Origin of the sequence: Sporocytophaga sp. (genome assembly GCF_017745095.1) — a bacterium.
GTDB lineage: Bacteria > Bacteroidota > Bacteroidia > Cytophagales > Cytophagaceae > Sporocytophaga.
On sequence record NZ_JAGHZZ010000002.1, the window covers coordinates 51,814 to 72,511 of the forward strand.

General features: G+C 36.1%; 14 protein-coding genes. 5 read left to right on the forward strand and 9 right to left on the reverse strand.

What is annotated here, in order from left to right:
- Positions 1 to 246: 246 nt before the first annotated feature.
- Positions 247 to 1,350, forward strand: a complete 1,104-nt coding sequence (locus J7604_RS02935; protein WP_293890786.1) for a hybrid sensor histidine kinase/response regulator — start codon at positions 247 to 249, stop codon at positions 1,348 to 1,350.
- Here the strand turns inward: J7604_RS02935 and J7604_RS02940 are convergent.
- From J7604_RS02940 to J7604_RS02950, 3 genes are all read right to left on the reverse strand, one after another.
- Entirely contained in the window at positions 1,329 to 3,512 is a 2,184-nt protein-coding gene (locus J7604_RS02940; RefSeq protein WP_293890789.1) for an ATP-binding protein, read from the reverse strand. The genes J7604_RS02935 and J7604_RS02940 overlap by 22 nt on opposite strands.
- Positions 3,513 to 3,702: 190 nt before the next feature.
- Positions 3,703 to 4,494 (reverse strand): MbnP family protein, encoded by a 792-nt coding sequence (locus J7604_RS02945; protein WP_293890792.1) that lies wholly within the window; start codon positions 4,492 to 4,494, stop codon positions 3,703 to 3,705.
- A 12-nt stretch (positions 4,495 to 4,506) separates the two neighbouring features.
- Positions 4,507 to 5,547 (reverse strand): cytochrome c peroxidase, encoded by a 1,041-nt coding sequence (locus tag J7604_RS02950; RefSeq protein ID WP_293890795.1) that lies wholly within the window; start codon positions 5,545 to 5,547, stop codon positions 4,507 to 4,509.
- A gap of 118 nt (positions 5,548 to 5,665) precedes the next feature.
- Here J7604_RS02950 and J7604_RS02955 point away from each other — a divergent pair, with 118 nt between their 5' ends.
- Positions 5,666 to 6,577 carry a T9SS type A sorting domain-containing protein gene (locus tag J7604_RS02955; RefSeq protein ID WP_293890798.1) on the forward strand — a complete coding sequence of 304 codons (912 nt, stop codon included), beginning with the start codon at positions 5,666 to 5,668 and terminating at the stop codon, positions 6,575 to 6,577.
- 87 nt (positions 6,578 to 6,664) lie between these two features.
- Entirely contained in the window at positions 6,665 to 7,051 is a 387-nt protein-coding gene (locus tag J7604_RS02960) for a response regulator (RefSeq protein WP_293890801.1), read from the forward strand.
- Between the two features lie 12 nt (positions 7,052 to 7,063).
- Here J7604_RS02960 and J7604_RS02965 read toward each other — a convergent pair whose 3' ends face one another.
- From J7604_RS02965 to thiL, 3 genes are all read right to left on the reverse strand, one after another.
- Complete coding sequence (locus J7604_RS02965; protein ID WP_293890804.1) at positions 7,064 to 8,293, reverse strand: hybrid sensor histidine kinase/response regulator; 1,230 nt, start codon at positions 8,291 to 8,293, stop codon at positions 7,064 to 7,066.
- Between the two features lie 33 nt (positions 8,294 to 8,326).
- Positions 8,327 to 14,620, reverse strand: a complete 6,294-nt coding sequence (locus J7604_RS02970) for a HAMP domain-containing protein (protein WP_293890807.1) — start codon at positions 14,618 to 14,620, stop codon at positions 8,327 to 8,329.
- A gap of 286 nt (positions 14,621 to 14,906) precedes the next feature.
- Positions 14,907 to 15,938, reverse strand: a complete 1,032-nt coding sequence (gene thiL, locus J7604_RS02975; protein ID WP_293890810.1) for a thiamine-phosphate kinase — start codon at positions 15,936 to 15,938, stop codon at positions 14,907 to 14,909.
- A 110-nt stretch (positions 15,939 to 16,048) separates the two neighbouring features.
- Here thiL and J7604_RS02980 point away from each other — a divergent pair, with 110 nt between their 5' ends.
- The gene (locus J7604_RS02980) at positions 16,049 to 16,195 is read left to right on the forward strand and encodes a hypothetical protein (protein ID WP_293890813.1); all 147 of its coding nucleotides are present in this window, start codon (positions 16,049 to 16,051) and stop codon (positions 16,193 to 16,195) included.
- Between the two features lie 86 nt (positions 16,196 to 16,281).
- Here J7604_RS02980 and mce read toward each other — a convergent pair whose 3' ends face one another.
- Complete coding sequence (gene mce, locus J7604_RS02985) at positions 16,282 to 16,692, reverse strand: methylmalonyl-CoA epimerase (RefSeq protein WP_293890816.1); 411 nt, start codon at positions 16,690 to 16,692, stop codon at positions 16,282 to 16,284.
- Between the two features lie 123 nt (positions 16,693 to 16,815).
- Here mce and J7604_RS02990 point away from each other — a divergent pair, with 123 nt between their 5' ends.
- Positions 16,816 to 17,142, forward strand: a complete 327-nt coding sequence (locus J7604_RS02990) for an iron-sulfur cluster assembly accessory protein (protein WP_293890818.1) — start codon at positions 16,816 to 16,818, stop codon at positions 17,140 to 17,142.
- A gap of 87 nt (positions 17,143 to 17,229) precedes the next feature.
- Here the strand turns inward: J7604_RS02990 and J7604_RS02995 are convergent, their stop codons facing one another.
- Both J7604_RS02995 and J7604_RS03000 read right to left on the reverse strand, forming a co-directional pair.
- A complete protein-coding gene (locus tag J7604_RS02995) occupies positions 17,230 to 19,122 on the reverse strand; it encodes an amidophosphoribosyltransferase (protein ID WP_293890821.1) in 1,893 nt (630 codons plus the stop codon).
- Positions 19,123 to 19,152: 30 nt separating this feature from the next.
- A complete protein-coding gene (locus J7604_RS03000) occupies positions 19,153 to 20,646 on the reverse strand; it encodes an NADH-quinone oxidoreductase subunit N (protein WP_293890824.1) in 1,494 nt (497 codons plus the stop codon).
- Positions 20,647 to 20,698 lie beyond the last annotated feature (52 nt).

Genomic DNA, 20,698 nt, shown 5'->3' on the forward strand with positions numbered 1-20,698 from the left:
ATACTTTGAAATGGAAACCTTATTGGAAGATTTCCAGTATAAAAGGTTCGTTTATATGCAAGCGTGGGATCTGAAACATTAGATTTTACTTCTTCCTAACTACTATACTCTTATTTTTTGGTACTTTTCACCTTTTTAAAGGGAAAGAAATATAAGTAATCCGGGAATAAAGTATTTGGTATAAATTTTATATTATATTTACTAAAAAAACAAAACACTTTGAAATAGAATAATTTTCAACACCTTATGGAAGACAAAATCAGGGTTTTGTATGTTGATGACGACGAATACAATTTGAGAGTGTTCAAAGCTTCTTTTCGATTTGATTATCAAATTTTTCTTGCAAAATCAGCAAAAGAAGGTCTTGAAGTACTTAAGGATAACGAAATTCACGTAATCATAGCTGACCAGAAAATGCCTGAGGTGACCGGTGTTCAGTTTTTTGAATCTCTGATCAGCCAATACCCGGAAACCATTAGAATATTACTTACCGGATATAGCGATATAGAATCCGTTATTGATGCCATTAACAAGGGAAAGATTTTTTATTATATCAAAAAACCCTGGAACGAGACAGATATCAAACTGGCTATTGAAAAAGCAGGAGAAATATATCTTACCAAAAAACTTCTAAAAAAAAGAACTGAGGACCTGCAGAAGGCAAATGAAGAACTTACAAGATTTGTGTACAGTGCTTCACATGAGTTAAAAGCCCCGCTTATGACCATTATTGGGGTTTTGAAAGTAGCAGATATGGATCAAAATAAAACCGACGATATGTATCTCAGCATGATCGAAAAATCTGTCAAAAACCTTGATCTCTTTGTAAGAAACATTGTCAACTACTACAAAAACTCCAGAATAGAAGAAACACTTTCAGAAATCAATTTTGACCAGATACTGGATGAAAATATAAAAAGCTTTGATGGCTTTAATGGAATTAATTTCGCAATCGATATTGTCAACCTTTCTCCTTTTAAAAGTGATGATTTTCGGATTAAGGTAATCCTCAACAATATTTTATCAAATGCGGTCAAATATCAGAAGAAAGACAATCCTGAAAAGAAAATAGAAATCAAAATCCATACTACACCCGAAAAAGCAGAAATTTCTATCACAGATAATGGTATTGGCATTCAGGAAAAACATCTTCCAAGTATCTTTAAAATGTTTTTCAGAGGTACTCATTATAGCGATGGTTCTGGTATAGGATTATACATTGCCAAAGAAGCTGTTGACAAGCTAAATGGTTCTATCAAGGTTGAATCTGAAGAAGGAAAATTTACCAGATTTATGATAGAAATTCCAAACAGCTTTGCAACATCTCTTCAGGCAGCTGCTTTGAGATAAACCTTAAATGTGGTTCCTTTGTCAGGAGCTGATTCCACTTCAATTCTCCCTCCATTTTTATCTACTATTCTTTTCACCAAGTACAAACCGATTCCGCTTCCATCCACATGAAAATGTAATCTTTTGAACATTGAAAAAATATTATTTTTCAGACTTGGGTCAAAACCAATACCGTTGTCACTCACTTCAAAATATACATAATCATTCTCACAACCTGTCTTTATCACAACACTCGGTGTTCTGAAAGGAGATCTGTATTTGATAGCATTAGATAGAAGGTTATATAAAATGCTCTTTAGATTCGTGCGAGAAAACCGGATATTGGGACAATTAGAGAAATCTGTGATTACTTCTGCATTGCAGGAAGAAATCATTTCTTTAATATTTTGTTTGATTTCATCAACGACCTGACCTATTTCAATTATTGCATGATCATCAGAAGACGCGTCACTTATTTTTGCTATGTCTGTAAGACCTTGCAAAGTATCTTTAAAGTTACCAATTGACCTGTGTATTAAATCCATTATCATAGAGGTAGCTTTGCTGTTCCCTGCTTTAAGCTCAGCATCCAAGGTAAAAATTAACCCTTCAATGTTCGACATCGGAGCTTTTAGATCATGAGAAGCGCTATAGACAAAATTGTCCAGGTCATCGTTAATTCTGAGTAATTCTTCATTCCTTTGTTTTAACTCTCCTTCAGCTTTCTCTCTTTCAATTACTTCCTTTTGAAGCTCTTCATTTAATACTGAAAGCTGAAAAGTTCTTTCTTCTACCCTTTCCTCCAATTCATTATTGATTACAATCAATGCCTCTTCAGCTTTTTTGAGTTCTTCATTCTTCTCTGACAAAGCCTGATGTTTTGCCCTTATCTCCTCTTCTATTCTTCTACGTTCAGATATATCCAGAATGATGCCTTTAAGCTTATAAGGGCGATTATGAATTGAAATGACCTTTCCCTTTATAAATAAAAACTGATCTTTATCTTTTATCCTTATCTCTGTCGAAAATGACTTATTTCCCTCAACAGATTCCTTAATAAGCTCTTCTAATATTTCACAATCAACAGGATTAATAAAATCCTTAAAGCTTGTAAAGGTTAAATCTCCAGTATTATCCAGATTAAATAGTTTTAAAATCTCCTCTGAACATTTTAGTTTATTGGATTTTATATTCCATTCCCATATGCCTAACCTAGCTATATCCTGCACTTCCTTTAATTCCGCAAGGCTGTTCTTCAATCTATCTTCAAGAACCTTCCTTTCTGAAATATCATTAACTATGCAGATCCCACCTGTAATCTTCTTTTCCTCATGTTTCAAAGGTATCAGGACTGCATCGAAAAAACCTTTTTTACCATTGCGGTTTAAATCTTCTAGGTTTATAATAACTCCTTCCAGTACATTTCTAAAAAACACTTCTTCGCCTGAAAATTTGTATTCCGGGAACAAATCAAATAAGTGTCGCCCTATAACATCTTCTTTCTTCAGATTATTATGCTCCTCTAACAGTCTATTCCATGTAGTTATCCTGAAATTTCTGTCAAAAGAAAGAACACCGAAATTCACATTGTTGATCAAGGTATCTTTAAATCTCCTTTCTCTGGCTACAATTTTCACAGCTTTTTCTTTTTCCCTGATTTCTCTTATCAGCAGCTCATTGGAAATTTGTAACTCTTCATTTTTCTTTCGGATTATATCATTATGAATTTCTGAAGAAAGCTTTAAAATAAGCTCTTCTATATGCAAATGGTAATCATTCAATTCCTGTACAATGGAAAGAGCCTTCTTTACATCTTTTGTAAATTCTGGTAAGAACTGAAGTAAAATATCTTTTCGAATTCCAAATCCTATAAGCAAATCAGAAGGTTGTACTGAATATTTATTCACCTCATAAGGCAAAGCACCATGCTTCCATTGGTCAGTAAGTTGCATTATCTCCTCCAGACACCTGTTGGCAATAGCATCATTTAAAAATAACACCAACCTGTCTCTGAAAAATGACATCAGCACTTTTTCCGGAACATCCCGAAACAGGGTGATCAAAGGCAAATCAAGTGACTTTATATTATTAAAATAACTTACACAAATTTCCTCCAAAACATTGCTCAAACAAAACTCAGCAAACTCTTTAAAATGGTTAAATATAAAACTTGTAGTTTTCATCCTTATGATATTGCCTATCAAATGAAAAAACAGGGTATACCTAGAATTGTTTGTTATTACAATAATTGATTATGGAATCCTTAATTTTAAGGAGTAGTTTTTTTTATAACATTCATGAATTAAAAAAATGTAAAAAATAGATATCCTTGAAATATCTAACCAAAATCTTATGACTCTTTAACCTAATTTTTTATTCTATTACATCCGAGGATATCAATTCAAGGGTATTTGAAATATTAGCACTTAAAAGGTCCGCAAAATATCCCCCATGGACCATAGCAGAAGACTGACTCGCAAGGGAATAAAAGGAACCATTTCCATTTACTAACATTTTCTGAATATCAAACTTCAATATAATCCTTGTAGTTTTTCCTTTTTCAACCTTAAACGAAGTTTTAGGACTAAGCACATTTCCGAAGGAGAAAGGCATAATCCTTTTATCTTCTCCTATGCCAAAATGGAACTTATTCTGATAAACATCCGGACCATTCCCTTCAGCCAGGAAAAATATGTATCCTGAATTCCAGCTCCAGTACATATCTGATTGAGCTAGGTTCAGCGGAGGCAGCGCAACTGTAGGATCTGCATGATTTACATCTCTTGGTAGTCCAATATTAAAGCGTAATCCTTTATATTCCCCTGTTTTCACATCAAACTCTAGTTTTTCACTATTCGGTAAAGAGGTGAAATTTACAAGAAATATATTCCTACCTGAACTATCTTTAGCAGCCTCTTCAGAGGAATTACCTGAAGCCAGGCCAATATCTGACACAAAAAACTTTAATTTGGTTAGTCTGAATTGTTCTCCTGCCCCATTTATGTAAATAGAATCCATCAACAAATTATCGCTTCCTGCAACTGGAACAAAAATCAATTCTACCTTGCCATAATCCTGATCCGCGGCAATAGGTAATACTCCTTTATCTTTTTTGCAGGCGCTTATCAGTAGAAGCAGAAATACCCCGAAAACAATATTTTTCATAGTAATAAGAATTTATCTCTTTGTATTAGCATTCACAAAAGAGGTATCTGTAAGAGTTTTGAGAAAGTTAATTACATCTTTCTTTTCCTGATCGTTAAGACTTTCTTCATGGTAATGCACATGCGGTGATTTATTGGTATTGAATTTTCCTCCCCTTAGATAATGTTCAAGAACTTCTTCCAGCGTTGCTATGCTCCCATCATGCATATATGGTGCAGTCAATTCTACATTTCTAAGAGTCGGTACTTTGAACTTTCCCTTATCTGATTCATCTCCTGTAATTAAATATCTTCCCTGGTCAGGGTAAACTACATAAAGCCCGGTATTCTGAAATGAACCATTAGTGAAGTTTATTCCACTATGACAAGAAGCACAATGTAGTCTATCACTGAAGAAAAGATTCATACCATTTATTTCTGATTCAGAAAAGATCTCTTTTTTCTGATAAAAATATTGGTCGTACTTTGAATTTCCACTTATAAGGGTCCTTTCATAGGCTGCAATAGCCCTGAACAATGAAAAATCATCGGGGTCTCTGTCATATGCCTTTTTAAATAAGGAAGGATAAACAGGATGCTTTTTAAGGCGGGAAATAGCTTCTTCTAAGGGTAGATTCATTTCTAAATGATTCGTAACAGGAGCCAATACTTGTAGCTCCAAAGAAGGGATTCCGCCGTCCCACATGAATGAATTAAACCAGGCTAGATTCATGAGTGGCATTGTATTTCTGGTCCCCATTTGTCCATCCACTCCCATACTTAGAGAAGACATATCACTGAAAGCTATAGCCGGATTATGGCATGATCCACATGAAATGGATGAATCGGCTGAAAGAATCGGATCAAAAAATAACATTTTACCAAGTGCTATCCTTTCCCTCGTAAGCTGATTGTCTGTTGGAATTTCAGGTTGAGGGAAACCTTCAGGGATTATTAACTCATATGCAGGTTCAATAGAATTCTCTTTTTTTCCTTCTTTTTTGCATCCAGAAATTGATACTATAAAAAGAAACAAAGCGAAGCCAGCAAACGACTTTAAAACGGAAGTGCTCATTAGTTCAAATTTAATTCAAAATCGGAAATTCAGTGTTTCCAGCTTTCCTTTTAATGAAGTCAAAAGGAAGAGACTTACTTTTTCGGAATAGTATTTTTTTTGGTAACTTTCCATAAATATGGTAAAAAAGCTATTATTTCTATTGATTTTCCTGGTTAATTCATTTTACGTATTTAGCCAAGATACACTTAAGCATATACATCTTGGAGAAGAAATGACAGCATACAGGTCTGATTACTATGGTTATACTTGCGGATATGCTACAGGCCAGAATTGCTGGTTTTCTGAAAACTATGCCGAAAAATACAGAATAATGGGATCTGCTGAAGTTATAGGAGTTATCAGTTATCATAAAGGTTATCTGAATAAACCAAACCGACAGCTGACTTTTGATATATGGTCTGTTGGTCCAGACCACCTTCCTGCGGATTCCTTGGGTGGAAGATTTATGAGTTACAGAAATATTCTTGTTTATGGAACCCCTGTTCAAACCCTTTTCTATGAGCCTGTACCTGTACAAGATTCATTTTTTGTAGCTTGTAACTTTTTACTTTATGCCCATGAACCCTTTACTGATACCCTTGCTATTTTAACTTCTCTGGACGGCTCACGCCCAGACAGTGATCTTGCTAATATAGGAACGAATGCAGTCAGATATCATCATTCCAATTGGAAGGATTTGTATAGTAAACTTGGATATAAATTCCATCTTGCGCTTTTTCCGATTGTAAAATACAATACTGTTGCTGGAAATATAAATTATCAAGATGCAGTTAGCTTCGTGTCAGCATATCCAAACCCTTGCCCTGATGAGGCACTTGTTTCCTTTTCCATAGGAATTGAATCAAATATCAAAATAAAAATTAACAACTTAGATCAGAAGGAAATAATGTCGATAGATCTTGGTCGAAAATATCCCGGACTATATCATGAAAATATTAACGTAAATGAATTGTCTTCCGGAATATATATGTTAAGGGTTGAATCGGATTTTTCCAGTCAGGTTTACAAATTTATAAAGGGACAATAAAGTCTTTTAAATGTGTGGGAGAATTAAAGATTAAGAGAATATTATCTAAATTAGAGTTTTAATTAAATTTTTGAATTAAGTTTTTTAATGACATCTACATCTGCACAATTGGAATCAGTAATGATTATTGATGATAATGAAATGGATAACTTACTGAACAAAATTATCCTGGAAAAATATAACTACTCTCAAAACATTCAACTTTATAATAGCCCTACAGTTGCTATCAAAGACCTGACAGAGGGGAAAATAACGCCAGATGCAATTTTTGTAGATATAAATATGCCGGAAATGACCGGATTTGAATTTGTCGAAGCATTTGAAAAAATTGAAAGGCCGGAACTACTCAAGTCAAAGCTATTTATCATTTCCTCCTCGGATGATAAGCAAGACATAAGGAAGGCATTCAGCTTTAAATCTGTTTCTAAATACTTGACCAAACCATTGGACATTATTCAACTAACATCAGAATAAGATCCATTCTGATTAAATAAGGACAATTTCCGGATTAACTCTAATAAAAACAGAGAAGGTAGTACCTTTACCCTGTTCACTATCTACTTCTATTCTTCCTCCACAGTTTTCTACAATTTTCTTCACTATGTAAAGGCCAATACCTGTGCCTTCCACATGATCATGGAGGCGTTTAAACATGGTAAAGATTTTTTCTTTATCATTCGGATTAAAGCCAAGACCATTATCAGATACGGATATTATGATATATTCATCTATCCTTCCGATATTGATTTCCACTTCGGGAATTCTATCTGCGGACCGATATTTTATTGCGTTGCTGATGAGATTGTACAATACACTTTTAAGATTTTTTCTTGAGAAACTGACTTTAGTATCGCCATCATGAACAATATTTAAAATGGCTCCAGTGTTCTCTATCATGTCCCTTATGCCAACCTTAACATCCTCAATAACATCCAAAATATCAATAGTATTCACATCTTCATCTATACTCTTCTGTATCTTGGTAACTTCAGTAAGATCATGAATTGTCACCTTAAAACGGGATATTGATTCATTGATCATTCCAATAATCATTTTCACATTGTCATCCTCAAGCATATCCGGAGAAAAGAAATCGGTAAGAGAGGCTAACAATCCTTCAATATTTGAAACCGGAGCTTTCAAATCATGCGAGGCTGCGTACACAAAGCTATCAAGATCATTATTAACCTTCTTTAATTCGAAGTTAGCTCTCTCCAGCTCTACGTTTTTATCAGTAAGTTCTTCTGTCCTTTGGCGCACACGATCCTCAAGTTCATTGTTCATTTCCCTGAGCTGCTTTTCATGAGCAACCAATAGATGTGTCTTCCTGTATAATTCAGCAAACACATTAACCTTAGCTCTTAAAAGTTCCGGGTTAATTGGTTTATAAATATAATCTACCGCCCCTGCCTGATAGCCTTTGTAAACGTACTCATCACTATAGCTATGAGCTGTTACAAAAATAACAGGAATGTGCTTAAGCTTGTCTCTTTCATAGATAAGAGAAGCTGTCTCGTATCCGGAGAGATCCGGCATCTGTACGTCCAGCAATATCAGGGTGAAATCATGTTCTTTCAAAAGAATCTTCAGTGCTTCCCTTCCCGATCTTGCTGTGCGAATTACATAGCCATCCCTTTCAAGGACAGTACTCATTGAGAACAAATTATCCTCCCGGTCATCTACTAATAATACTTTAATCTCGGGCTTGGTTTCCAATTCCTTAATAATTTTAAAGATTCTCTATTATATTTACTTTCTCATCCATACTCGCATCAGCGCCAAAAGTTGATCAATTTTAACAGGTTTGGTAATGTAATCTGAAGCACCTGCTTCTATACATTTTTGCCTATCACCTTTCATAGCCTTTGCTGTAACAGCAATTATAGGAAGATTGAAATTCTTATTTTCTCTTCTGATTTTCTGAATGGTTTCATAACCATCCATCTCCGGCATCATAATATCCATTAAAATCAGATCAACGTTATCGTTGGAATTTAAGATATTTATTGCTTCTTTCCCACTTTCCGCCGTAATTGAATTGATATTTAATCTCTCAAAAACAGTGGTTAAAGCGAAAAGATTCCTAATATCATCATCTACTACTAGAACATTCTTTCCATTTAATATATCCTCTTCACGTTGTATTTTTATTATTCTGTTTTTAATATCCTGAGGCAAATCATTAAATGAAATATGCATGTGAATGATAGCCTCTTCAAGTAATTTGTCCAGGGAATTAACATCCTTCAGAAGGATGCTTTTGGTTATTTTTTTGATTTGAGTTGCTTCTGCTGGAGAAAAGTCTTTAGCAGTGTAAATTATCACCGGTGTATACTGAAGCTGCTTCTTATCATTAAACTGACGTATAAGGTCTTTCACTTCTATATCAGGTAGTTTATAATCCAGTATTATCGCATCAAAGCCATTTGCATACCATTCACTTACTGCTTCTTTGCCGGTGGAAACAACAGTTACATTGATTGTTTGGATCTGTAGAAAAAGATCTTTAATTCTTGAAGAATCAATTTCATTATCTTCTACTACCAGGAGATTTCTGGTCTTCCTCGAATGAAAGTCTTGAATATCCTTAAATAATTGATCGAGGACGTCCTTTTTCACAGGTTTCATCAAAAAGCTTCTAGCTCCTCTATGATATGCCAGATCTGCGTTTTCTTCACCTGAGATCATATAAACAGGAATATGTCGAAGGTTGGGATCATTTTTGAAGAGGTCAAGTACACGCCATCCACTGCTTACTCCTGGCATTTTAATATCCAGAGTTACAGCAGCGAGTTTATATGTAATGGCCATTTCAAAGACTTCCCCATAGCTCGCAGCAATTATTGCTTTAAACCCATAATCGTGGGCCTTGTCAAGAATAATTTTTGCAAACCTCTGATCATCCTCTACGATCATCATCACATTATCTCCAGGCTTCACTGTATTTCTATCATCCCCAGGATCGGGAAACATTTCAGATAACAACTCAAAGTCAGGAATCTCAATATCCAGGCCTCCTACTTCAGAAGGATTAAGAAGACTTCCCAATGTTTTAGCTGTTCCGGAATTAACCGCATCAAGTGATACTATTTTGGTTTCCGGTACTTTGGTGATTTTTAAATCTTCCGGAGTGGATTTTACCGGAATATATAGAATGAATGTACTTCCTTGGTCTACTTCACTTTCAAGTTCAATGGTTCCGCCTAAAAGTTCCGCAAGACCTCTGGAAATTGAAAGTCCAAGCCCTGTTCCTCCATATTTTCTTGATGTAGATCCTTCTGCCTGTTGAAAGGCTTCAAAAATAATATTCTGTTTGTCAATTGGAATACCTATACCAGTATCCGAAATTGCAAATGCTATAACTTTATCAGCATTTTCAAGCTGCCTGTTTCTCTGTTTCCAGGATTTTTCAGCATTGTATATTTTTAACCTTACTTCACCTTTTTCAGTAAATTTAAATGCATTGGAAAGCAGATTTTTTAATATCTGATTTAACCTTTGCATGTCTGTTTCTATTGATTCAGTGAGATCTTCAACTATAATGTTGAACTTAACTTTTTTAGTCTCAGCGACAGGCTTAAATGTTGTCTCAACAAAGCCAGTAATTTCACTGATAGGAATTTTAGATACCTGAATAGATATATACCCAGATTCAATTTTGGAAAGATCAAGAATATCATTGATCAATTGTATCAGATCGTCTCCGCATGAATATATGGTGCGAGCGTAATTAACCTGTCTATCCGAAAGATTTCCTTCAGGATTTTCAAACAGCTGTTGTGCAAGTATTAACAAGCTGTTAAGCGGAGTTCTCAGCTCATGTGACATATTCGCCAAGAACTCCGATTTATATTTGGAAGTCAGAGTAAGCTGTTCTGCCTTATCTTCCAGAGATCTTCTTGCTTCTTCAATAACTCTGTTTTTCTCTTCCACTTCCTGCTTTTGTTTCTCCAACAGGAAGGCTTTATCCTGAAGCTCTTCATTGGTTCTTGTAAGTTCGTCAGCAAGCGACTGAGACTGTATAAGCAGTTCTTCTGTTCTTGTATTGGTTTCAATAGTATTAATTACTATACCGATACTTTCTGTCAGCTGATCAAGGAAATCAAGGTGAGTGCTGGAGAATGTATCAAAAGAAGCCAGCTCAATTACGGCCTTGATCTGATTTTCGAATAATACCGGAAGCACTATAATTGACAAAGGACTTGCTTCTCCAAGGCTGGAGCTTATTTTAAGATAGTCTATAGGTACATTCTGTAAATGTATTTTCTCTTTTTCAAGCGCACATTGTCCTACCAGGCCTTCTCCAATATTAAACTCTCTTGGAATGCTGGTATCATCTGCATAGGAGGCAAATAGCTTCAGCTTTACCTGATCCCCTTCATCATTCAGGATATAGAAGGATCCTTTTTGAGCTACCACTACCTGAGCAAGTTCTGAAAGAATTTTCTTAGCAACAGTATTTGTGTCTCTTTGTCCTTGAAGCATTTGAGTGAATTTGGCAAGGTTGGATTTTAGCCAATCCTGCTCGTGGTTTCTGAGTGTAGTTTCCTTCAGATTGGCAATCATCTGATTGATTGTATCTTTAAGTGCCTCCACTTCTCCACTCGCTTCTAGCCTGATCGTTCTTGTTAAATCGCCTTTGGTAACAGCAGATGCTACTTCTGAAATAGATCTAACCTGAGTGGTAAGATTTGCAGCAAGCTGGTTTACGTTCTCTGTAAGATCTTTCCAGATACCTGAAGCACCTGGTACACTTGCCTGTCCACCCAATCTTCCTTCTACTCCTACTTCCTTCGCCACAGTTGTTACCTGATCAGCAAAGATCGCAAGGGTATCAATCATTTCATTGATAGTATCAGTCAGCTGCGAAACTTCTCCAGAAGCATTAATATTTAATTTTTGTTTCAGATTACCTTTCGCAACAGCAGTTACAACTTTAGCAATTCCACGGACTTGACTTGTAAGGTTTGAAGCCATGAAGTTTACACTGTCTGTCAAATCTTTCCAAGTACCTGCAACACCTTTTACCTGTGCCTGTCCTCCTAGTTTACCTTCAGAACCTACTTCCCTTGCAACACGGGTTACCTCAGATGCAAAAGAATTCAGCTGATCCACCATGGTATTAATAGTATTTTTCAAATCAAGGATTTCTCCTTTTACATCCACCATGATTGTTTTAGAAAGGTCGCCACTGGCCACGGCTTTAGTTACTTCCGCAATGTTACGCACTTGGGAAGTCAGGTTACCGGACATGTGGTTTACAGAATCAGTAAGGTCTTTCCAAATACCAGCAACACCAGGTACAAATGCCTGACCACCCAACTTACCTTCAGTACCTACTTCCCTTGCCACACGGGTTACTTCTGATGCAAATGCTCTCAACTGGTCCACCATGGTATTGATGGTTTCCTTTAACTGAAGGATTTCACCACGGACATCAACGGTAATTTTCTTAGACATATCACCGTTTGCCACTGCTATCGCAACATCTGTAATATTACGTACCTGAGCTGTAAGGTTACCAGCCATCTGGTTTACGGAATCTGTAAGATCTTTCCAAACACCTCCAACACCTTCTACACTGGCCTGGCCACCAAGTTTACCTTCCGTACCCACTTCCCTAGCAACACGGGTTACTTCTGATGCAAAGGCTCTAAGCTGGTCCACCATCGTATTGATGGTATTTTTAAGTTCAAGAATTTCTCCTTTTACATTTACTTCAATCTTCCTAGAGAGGTCACCTTTTGCTACTGCAGTTGTTACCTCTGCGATATTTCTTACCTGGGCTGTAAGGTTACCTCCCATTTTATTAACAGAATCAGTAAGGTCTTTCCAGGTTCCTGCAACACCGGGAACATAAGCTTGCCCACCCAGCTTTCCTTCAGAACCTACCTCACGGGCAACACGTGTTACTTCAGAACCAAAAGCATTAAGCTGATCCACCATGGTATTAATGGTATTTTTCAATTCAAGAATTTCCCCCTTAACGTCCACAGTAATTTTTCTTGAAAGATTACCTTTGGCCACGGCTGTTGTTACTTCAGCAATGTTACGCACTTGAGCAGTAAGATTGCTGGCCATCTGATTAACAGAATCAGTCAGATCTTTCCAAACACCGCCAACGTCTCGTACTTTAGCTTGTCCGCCCAGTTTACCTTCTGTTCCTACTTCCAAAGCTACACGCGTTACTTCTGATGCAAATGAATTAAGCTGATCCACCATCGTATTGATGGTATTTTTAAGTTCAAGGATTTCTCCTTCAACGTTTACTGTAATTTTCTTGGAAAGGTCTCCATTTGCCACGGCTGTTGTTACATCTGCAATGTTACGCACCTGAGCAGTAAGGTTACTAGCCATTTGGTTTACGGAATCTGTAAGATCTTTCCATACACCTCCGACATCTCTTACTTTAGCTTGCCCGCCTAACTTACCTTCAGTTCCCACTTCCACAGCAACTCTGGTTACCTCAGAGGCAAAGGAGTTCAGCTGATCCACCATCGTGTTAATGGTTTCCTTTAATTCAAGAATCTCCCCTTCGACATTTACTGTGATCTTCTTGGAAAGATCTCCATTTGCCACTGCTGTCGTAACATCAGCGATGTTACGTACCTGAGCGGTAAGATTGCTGGCCATTTGATTTACAGAATCTGTAAGATCTTTCCATACACCACCAACTCCTTTTACTTTGGCCTGGCCCCCTAGTTTACCCTCTGTTCCTACTTCTAGTGCCACACGGGTTACCTCAGATGCAAAAGAGTTCAATTGATCCACCATCGTATTGATGGTATTTTTCAATTCAAGGATTTCTCCTTCTACATTTACAGTGATTTTCTTCGATAAATCTCCTTTGGCTACAGCGGTCGTTACATCAGCAATGTTACGCACCTGAGCTGTAAGGTTGCTAGCCATTTGGTTTACTGAATCTGTAAGGTCTTTCCATACACCTCCGACTCCTTTTACCTTAGCCTGTCCACCCAGTTTTCCTTCTGTACCTACTTCCAGCGCCACACGGGTTACTTCTGACGCGAAAGAATTCAACTGATCCACCATCGTATTGATGGTATTTTTTAACTCAAGAATTTCGCCTTTTACCTGAACAGTGATTTTTTTTGATAAGTCCCCTTTTGCTACGGCTGTAGTCACATCAGCAATGTTACGAACCTGAGCTGTAAGATTACTCGCCATTTGGTTTACGGAATCTGTAAGGCCCTTCCAGGTACCTGCCACACCTTTTACCTGCGCTTGTCCACCTAGCTTACCCTCAGTACCCACTTCAAGAGCCACACGGGTTACCTCAGACGAGAAAGAATTAAGCTGATCCACCATCGTATTGATGGTATTTTTCAGCTCTAGAATTTCTCCTTTTACATCGACAGTGATTTTCTTAGACAAATCACCTTTAGCAACCGCAGTGGTAACTTCAGCAATATTTCTTACCTGGTCAGTAAGGTTGCCTGCCATTAGGTTTACAGAATCTGTAAGATCTTTCCAAACACCTGCTACACCTTTAACTTTAGCTTGTCCACCCAATTTTCCTTCTGACCCCACTTCCCTTGCAACACGGGTAACTTCCATTGAAAAGAGGTTAAGCTGCTTAACCATGTCATTAACCTCTTTGGCAATCCGGTAAAATTCCCCTTTCAGCTTATGATTACTGACTGCCAGAGGCATTGTATTTGAAAGATTACCTTTAGCCACAGAACTGATTACATCTGCAATTTCTATAGTTGGTTGTACTAAATCAGTGATTAGTGAATTAATAGAATTAGTACCTTCTTTCCAGGCTCCTTTTCCATCGGTAAATGAGATCCTATGCTCAAGTTGTCCATTTTTACCGATTATGGTAGCAGCTTGAGTTAGCTCAGCCATGAAGCGCTCGTTCATTTCGACAATGGTATTCATGGTATCCGAAATTTTTCCTTTTATACCAGTCTGGTCCAATGCCATCCGGGCAGAAAAATTCCCATTTTTAATTTCAGTCAAAACTCTGAGCAACTCTTCATCCAAAGAAGAGATTTCCCTTGTTGCAGCTTTTACTTTCATAAATCAATTACTCTGAAAAATTTACCTGGACTTTTTTCCTTAGTTTGGAAATTTGATAACATGCATCATTGACAAGAATACTTTTTTGCCAAAGAGCAAACCTGAAAAGGCATGAAATGTTTTAAATGTAATCTTAAATAGATCCTATTTTAAAAGCAATATATTGCTTATCAAATGGATTAAAAAATAAAAAAAGTGAAAATTATAGGCGTAATAATCCCTATCAGATTCATGTAAAAACCATAATCTGAAATTTATTCAATTTCAAATTATGGCCTGAAAACTATTAAAAATGTGCCCAACCTTGAGCTTTTATAGGGAAAAAATTTCCTCCTCCTGTAATCAACTGCACTCCATCTGAATTGTCAGTTATATGCCCGATGATTGTAATATCAGGATGGTTTTTAATTTTATCAAATGCACTTTGATTAACTGTAAACAATAATTCATAATCTTCTCCTCCATTAAGAGCAACCGTAGTAGGATCAAGATTAAACTCTCTGGCAGTATCAAAGGTCATGCTATCCACCGGGAGTTTATCCTCATAGATTCTAGCTCCTACATTAGATGCTTTGCATATATGAAGAAGCTCACTCGCTAATCCATCTGAAATATCAATCATGGAGGTAGGTTTAATTTTAAGCTCTTTCAGATCATAAGTTACATCCATTCTAGCCTCAGGCTTGAGTTGTCTTCTTACCACATATTCCTTATCTGAAAGTTGAGGCTGCATTTCAGGATCCTGTTTGAAAACCTGTTTTTCCCTTTCTAACAATTGTAACCCTATATAAGCGCCGCCTAAGTCACCAGTAACACAAATCAAGTCATTTACCTGAGCGCCTGATCTGTATGCTATTTCTTCTTTTTTTGCTTCACCAAGCACCGTCACTGAAATAACGAGGCCAGACCTTGAAGAGGTAGTATCTCCACCAGCCAGATCAACTTTATAATCTTCACAAGCTTGATTAATTCCCTCGTACAACTCTTCAATTGCTTCAAGAGAGAATCTGTTACTTAGTGCTACCCCTACCACAATTTGCTTGGGTATACCATTCATTGCTGCTATATCAGAAACATTTACAGCTACAGCCTTATACCCTAAGTGCCTTAATGGGGTATAAGTAAGGTCAAAATGAATACCTTCGGCAAGAATATCTGTAGACACTAATGTCAATTCATTCCTGTTTTCAATAACAGCTGCATCATCTCCTATGCCCGTTTGAGTTTCAGGATTCCTTAAAACAACTTTTTCCTTCAAACGATTAATTAATCCAAATTCTCCTAAATCACTTAATTCCGTCCTTTTATTATTTTCCATCAGATTTTTTTTGTATATTGTATAAGTTTTGTAAAATCTTATTTATTTACTTTATCTAAGATTTCATTTAAATTTGCCAAGCCATCAATCAATCGAAAAACATATTAATTATGAAAAAAGCAACGATACTCTCAATTTTCCTTGTTCTTTTTGCTTTCTCATTTTCGGCAACTTCTTGTGTAAGAGCTAATCCAAAGTGTAAGAAGAATGCTAAGAAGGTAAACAAAATGAGAAAAAGCGGACAAATTAAGATGTAAATTTATCCTTTTCTTTGGATTTCTCCTATCACTGGTCTATGACCGTTTAAGATAAAACGGATAATAAAACTATTCAAAAAGGGATCTTAAGATCCCTTTTTATTTTCCTGACATAGCTCTATCAAAGTTCCTCCAGTTGTTTTGGGATGCAGAAAACAAATCATTTTATTATCTGCACCTGTTTTGGGTTGGTCATTCAAAAGAGCAAAACCTTCATCTTTCATTCTCAGCATTTCTTGATTAATGTCTTCTACTTCAAATGCAAGATGATGAATTCCTTCACCTCTTTTTTCTATAAACTTTGCGATAGCGCCGTCTTCAGTCGTTGATTCCAAAAGTTCTATCTTAACATTTCCACATTTAAAAAAAAGTGTTCTTACCTTTTCCCCTTCGACAAATTCTTCTTTATAGGGTTCTCTATTTAACAGCTTAGAAAAAAGCGGAATAGCAGCTTCAATACTTTTTACAGCAATGCCTATATGTTCAAGGTTTTTCATAATTATTTAAAGGTTCGCCAATTATCAGGATTTTTTATTAATAATTAGTAAATTTAAGTGTTCTGAAATGAACTTATTCTAAAATAAGTACGTTTCCGATTTAACCATAAAAATGTTCTAATCATGATTAATATTACAGAAAAAGCTAAAGAACATGTCTTTGACCTGAAACAAAAAGAAGGTTATACGGACGATTATAATATCAGAGTAGCTGTTAATGGTGGAGGTTGCTCAGGATTAATGTATGATTTGAAATTTGATAATCAGATCAATCCGGCTGATCAGATTTTTGAAGATAAGGGAATTAAAATTCTGGTTGACAAAAAAAGTCTTCTTTACCTTTTAGGCACAACTCTTGATTTTTCTGATGGATTAAACGGAAAAGGTTTCCAGTTTATTAATCCTAATGCTAGCAGAACTTGCGGCTGCGGTGAGAGCTTTGCAGTTTAAGTAATGTGATCAAAAATTATTAAATAAAGACGTAAAAAAAGAGCAGCTAAGCTGCTCTTTTTTTATTATCACTTATGTAAGTTCTTATTAATACGCTCTAACAGTTTTTCCTTCCATAAAGAACATATAGGCTTTATTAGCAACTCTGTTTCCACCAGGAGTAGCATAATCACCAGTGAAATACCAGTCACCAATATGTTTCGGACAAGCTTTATGAAGGTTATCTATCGTCTGAAATACAACCTGAACCTCTGCTTTACAGTTTTTAGGAGTTACAATCTCCGATACCTTTTGAGAGATTTCATCATATGAAAACTGAGCATAAAGATTTTTCACATGATTTTCCATATTCCCACTTAAAGTTTGAATAGCTCCTTTACATTGTTCATATACATCTTCCAGATGAAATTCTCTTCCCGATTCTTTCAACAACTCAAGCACAGCACGGAATGCAACGAACTCTTTCATCTTGGACATATCTATTCCATAGCAGTCAGGGAACCTGATCTGAGGAGATGAAGAAACTATTACAATCTTTTTAGGACCAAGCTTATCAAGCATCTGAATAATGCTTCTTTCAAGAGTAGTACCGCGAACAATTGAATCATCAATGATGACAATAGTATCTTTACCTTTTTTGATTACATCATAAGTTGTATCATAAAGGTTTGTTACAAACTTGTCACGTTCGCTATCTGCAACAATAAATGATCTTTGTTTTGCATCTTTAATGACAAGTTTCTCTACTCTTGGCTTTAAAGACAATACTTTTTCGGGATCAATCCCATTAGGCTTACCTTCAAGAATTACCTTTTTTCTGTACTGAGTCAGGTAATCTTCGATACCTTCCATCATACCCAAAAAGGCTGTTTCAGCTGTATTAGGAATATAAGAAAATACTGTATTCTCTAAATCAAAATTAACAGCTTCAAGAACTTGAGGTACAAGTAATTTACCGAGCATTTTTCTTTCCTGATAAATTTCAGGATCAGAACCTCTGGAGAAATATATTCTTTCAAAGCTGCAGGATTTTTTCTCTAACTGATCGATAAACTGCTTTTGAGCATAGTCACCATTTTTCTCTATTATAAGAGCATGGCCCGGCTCAATTTCTTTTATCTGATCATAGTTGATATTGAAGGCAATTTTAATAGCAGGCTTTTCTGATGCTACAACAACCACTTCATCATCAGCATAGTAATAAGCAGGTCTGATACCGGCAGGGTCTCTGGCAACAAAAGAAGCGCCATAACCAGTCATTCCCGCCATTGCATATCCTCCATCAAAATCTTTGCAAGAACGCATCAAAACTCTTTGAAGATCAAGCTCATCTTCAATTAATGAGGAGATTTCGTGATTGCTATGCTGGTTTTTAAATTTATTGAATAACAGTTGATTTTCTTCATCAAGGAAGTGCCCTATCTTTTCAAGAACTGTAACTGTATCATTCTTTTCCTTAGGATGTTGACCAAGCTCGACGAGTTTATTGAAAAGCTCATCAACGTTAGTCATATTGAAATTTCCTGCCACAACCAGGTTACGGCTCCTCCAGTTACTTTGTCTGAGGAATGGGTGACAGTTTTCAATTTCATTGCTGCCGTGAGTTCCATAACGGAGGTGCCCTAATAACACTTCTCCTGAAAATGCAGTATTTTCAAGGATCCAATCAGCATCCAGGTACTTTTCTTTATTATCTCTTAGAGCTTTTCTGAATTTTCTGTTGATTTTATTAAAAATCACAGAGATAGGTTGAGGATCAACAGATCTGTAACGGCTGATGTACCTTTTTCCTTCTGGAACACCTATTTTTACAGCTGCAACACCGGCTCCATCCTGGCCTCTGTTATGCTGTTTTTCCATCAGGAGGTACAGCTTATTGATGCCGTACATCGGGGTTCCGTATTTTTCTATATAATAAGAGAAAGGTTTACGTAACCTGATTAAAGCGATACCGCATTCGTGTTTTATTGCGTCACTCATATATTAGCTTAGTAAGCTGCCTGTATTAGATCAATTCAAAAACGTTTCTACTAGATTAATTAACCAGTTCGGTTTGAAGAATAAAACCAGCAATGGAATCGATAATAAAGATACGAAAATATCAGATGCAGAAATGGTCGATGTAAGTATAAGGTTATTATTTTCTGCTTTGCGGAAATACAAGTAATATGGTATTCGTAAATAATAAAAAAGTGCCAGCACAGTATTGAGCAAACCAGCCATCAAAATCACCAGATTCAATGTTAATCCGGATGATTGATAACTTTCCCAAAGTGCTGAAAAAACTAAGAATTTCGCATAAAATCCTGCAGTAGGAGGCAATCCTGTCAATGATATCATTATAATTACTGCTAAGGTTCCGATAAATGGTAATTTTCTTCCTGCTCCGTTAAAACCAGATATATCATCTGATCCGGTGTATCCTGCTAATTTTTCAACCAATAAAAAAGCGGCGAAGTTCATAAGTAAAAGAATTAACAGATAAAACATTAATGCTTTCACTGCCAATTGATTTAATGCAAATAATCCTAAAAGGATAAACCCTGTATGAGCAATTGAGGAATAAGCCAGCATCCTCTTTGCATTTTTTTGAAATAAAGCCGCAAAATTTCCAACTGTAAGACTTAAAATGGCAAATGCTGCTATCATTACTTTCCAATTGTAATGGAAAGGTGATATTTTAAAAAATGTATATGAAAATTTAAAGAGAACAGCCATTGCTCCTGCTTTTGGGGCAATAGAAAATAAAGCTGCCACAGGGTAAGGAGCTGCTTCATATACATCAGGGGTCCACTCATGAAATGGTACTGAAGCGATTTTAAAAAGGAAGCCGGAAAGAATTAGTATAAATCCAAGAAACAATGGAAATTCCTGTGCTTTTCTCACTCCTTCAATAAAGATGGAATCAGTAAATATCAAAGACCCAGTAAGTCCATAAACAAGAGAAATCCCATAAAGCATTAATGCTGAAGAAAATGCCCCGAAGATAAAATATTTAAACCCTGCTTCAGCGCTCTTTTCCTTTTTACCATAAAATGTAAGGACAAAAGAGGATATAGAAATAAGCTCAATTGCCAGATAAATAATCAGAAAATTATCTGCCATTACAAGAAATGAAAGCCCTGCAATCAGAATTATGATAAATGAATTATATTCACCTGTCCCTGATTCCATCTTCTTAGTATCCTGCGAAACTATTGAGAAAAAAGAGGTAACTAATCCCGCTATTGCAAAAAGGAATTTAAAAAACAGAGACCATTTATCTAATGAAAGCATTTCATAATAGATCTCCCTCGAACCTTCCAATTGAACTAATAACAGCTGATCCAGAACAAGTTTTAAATATATTACAAAACCCAGCGAGCTCATTCCTGCAAAAACAGTTTGCCCTGTTTTGGGATATATAATCTGGATTACTAATAGCAATATAAACAGAGAAACCAGAAATAATTCCGGCCCTATAAATCCGGTACTTTGCAGAATATGAAAGAGTTGTTCTTTCATTATTTTAAGTATTTGTTTATCTGAAAAACGGACAACTTACTTGATACATAAA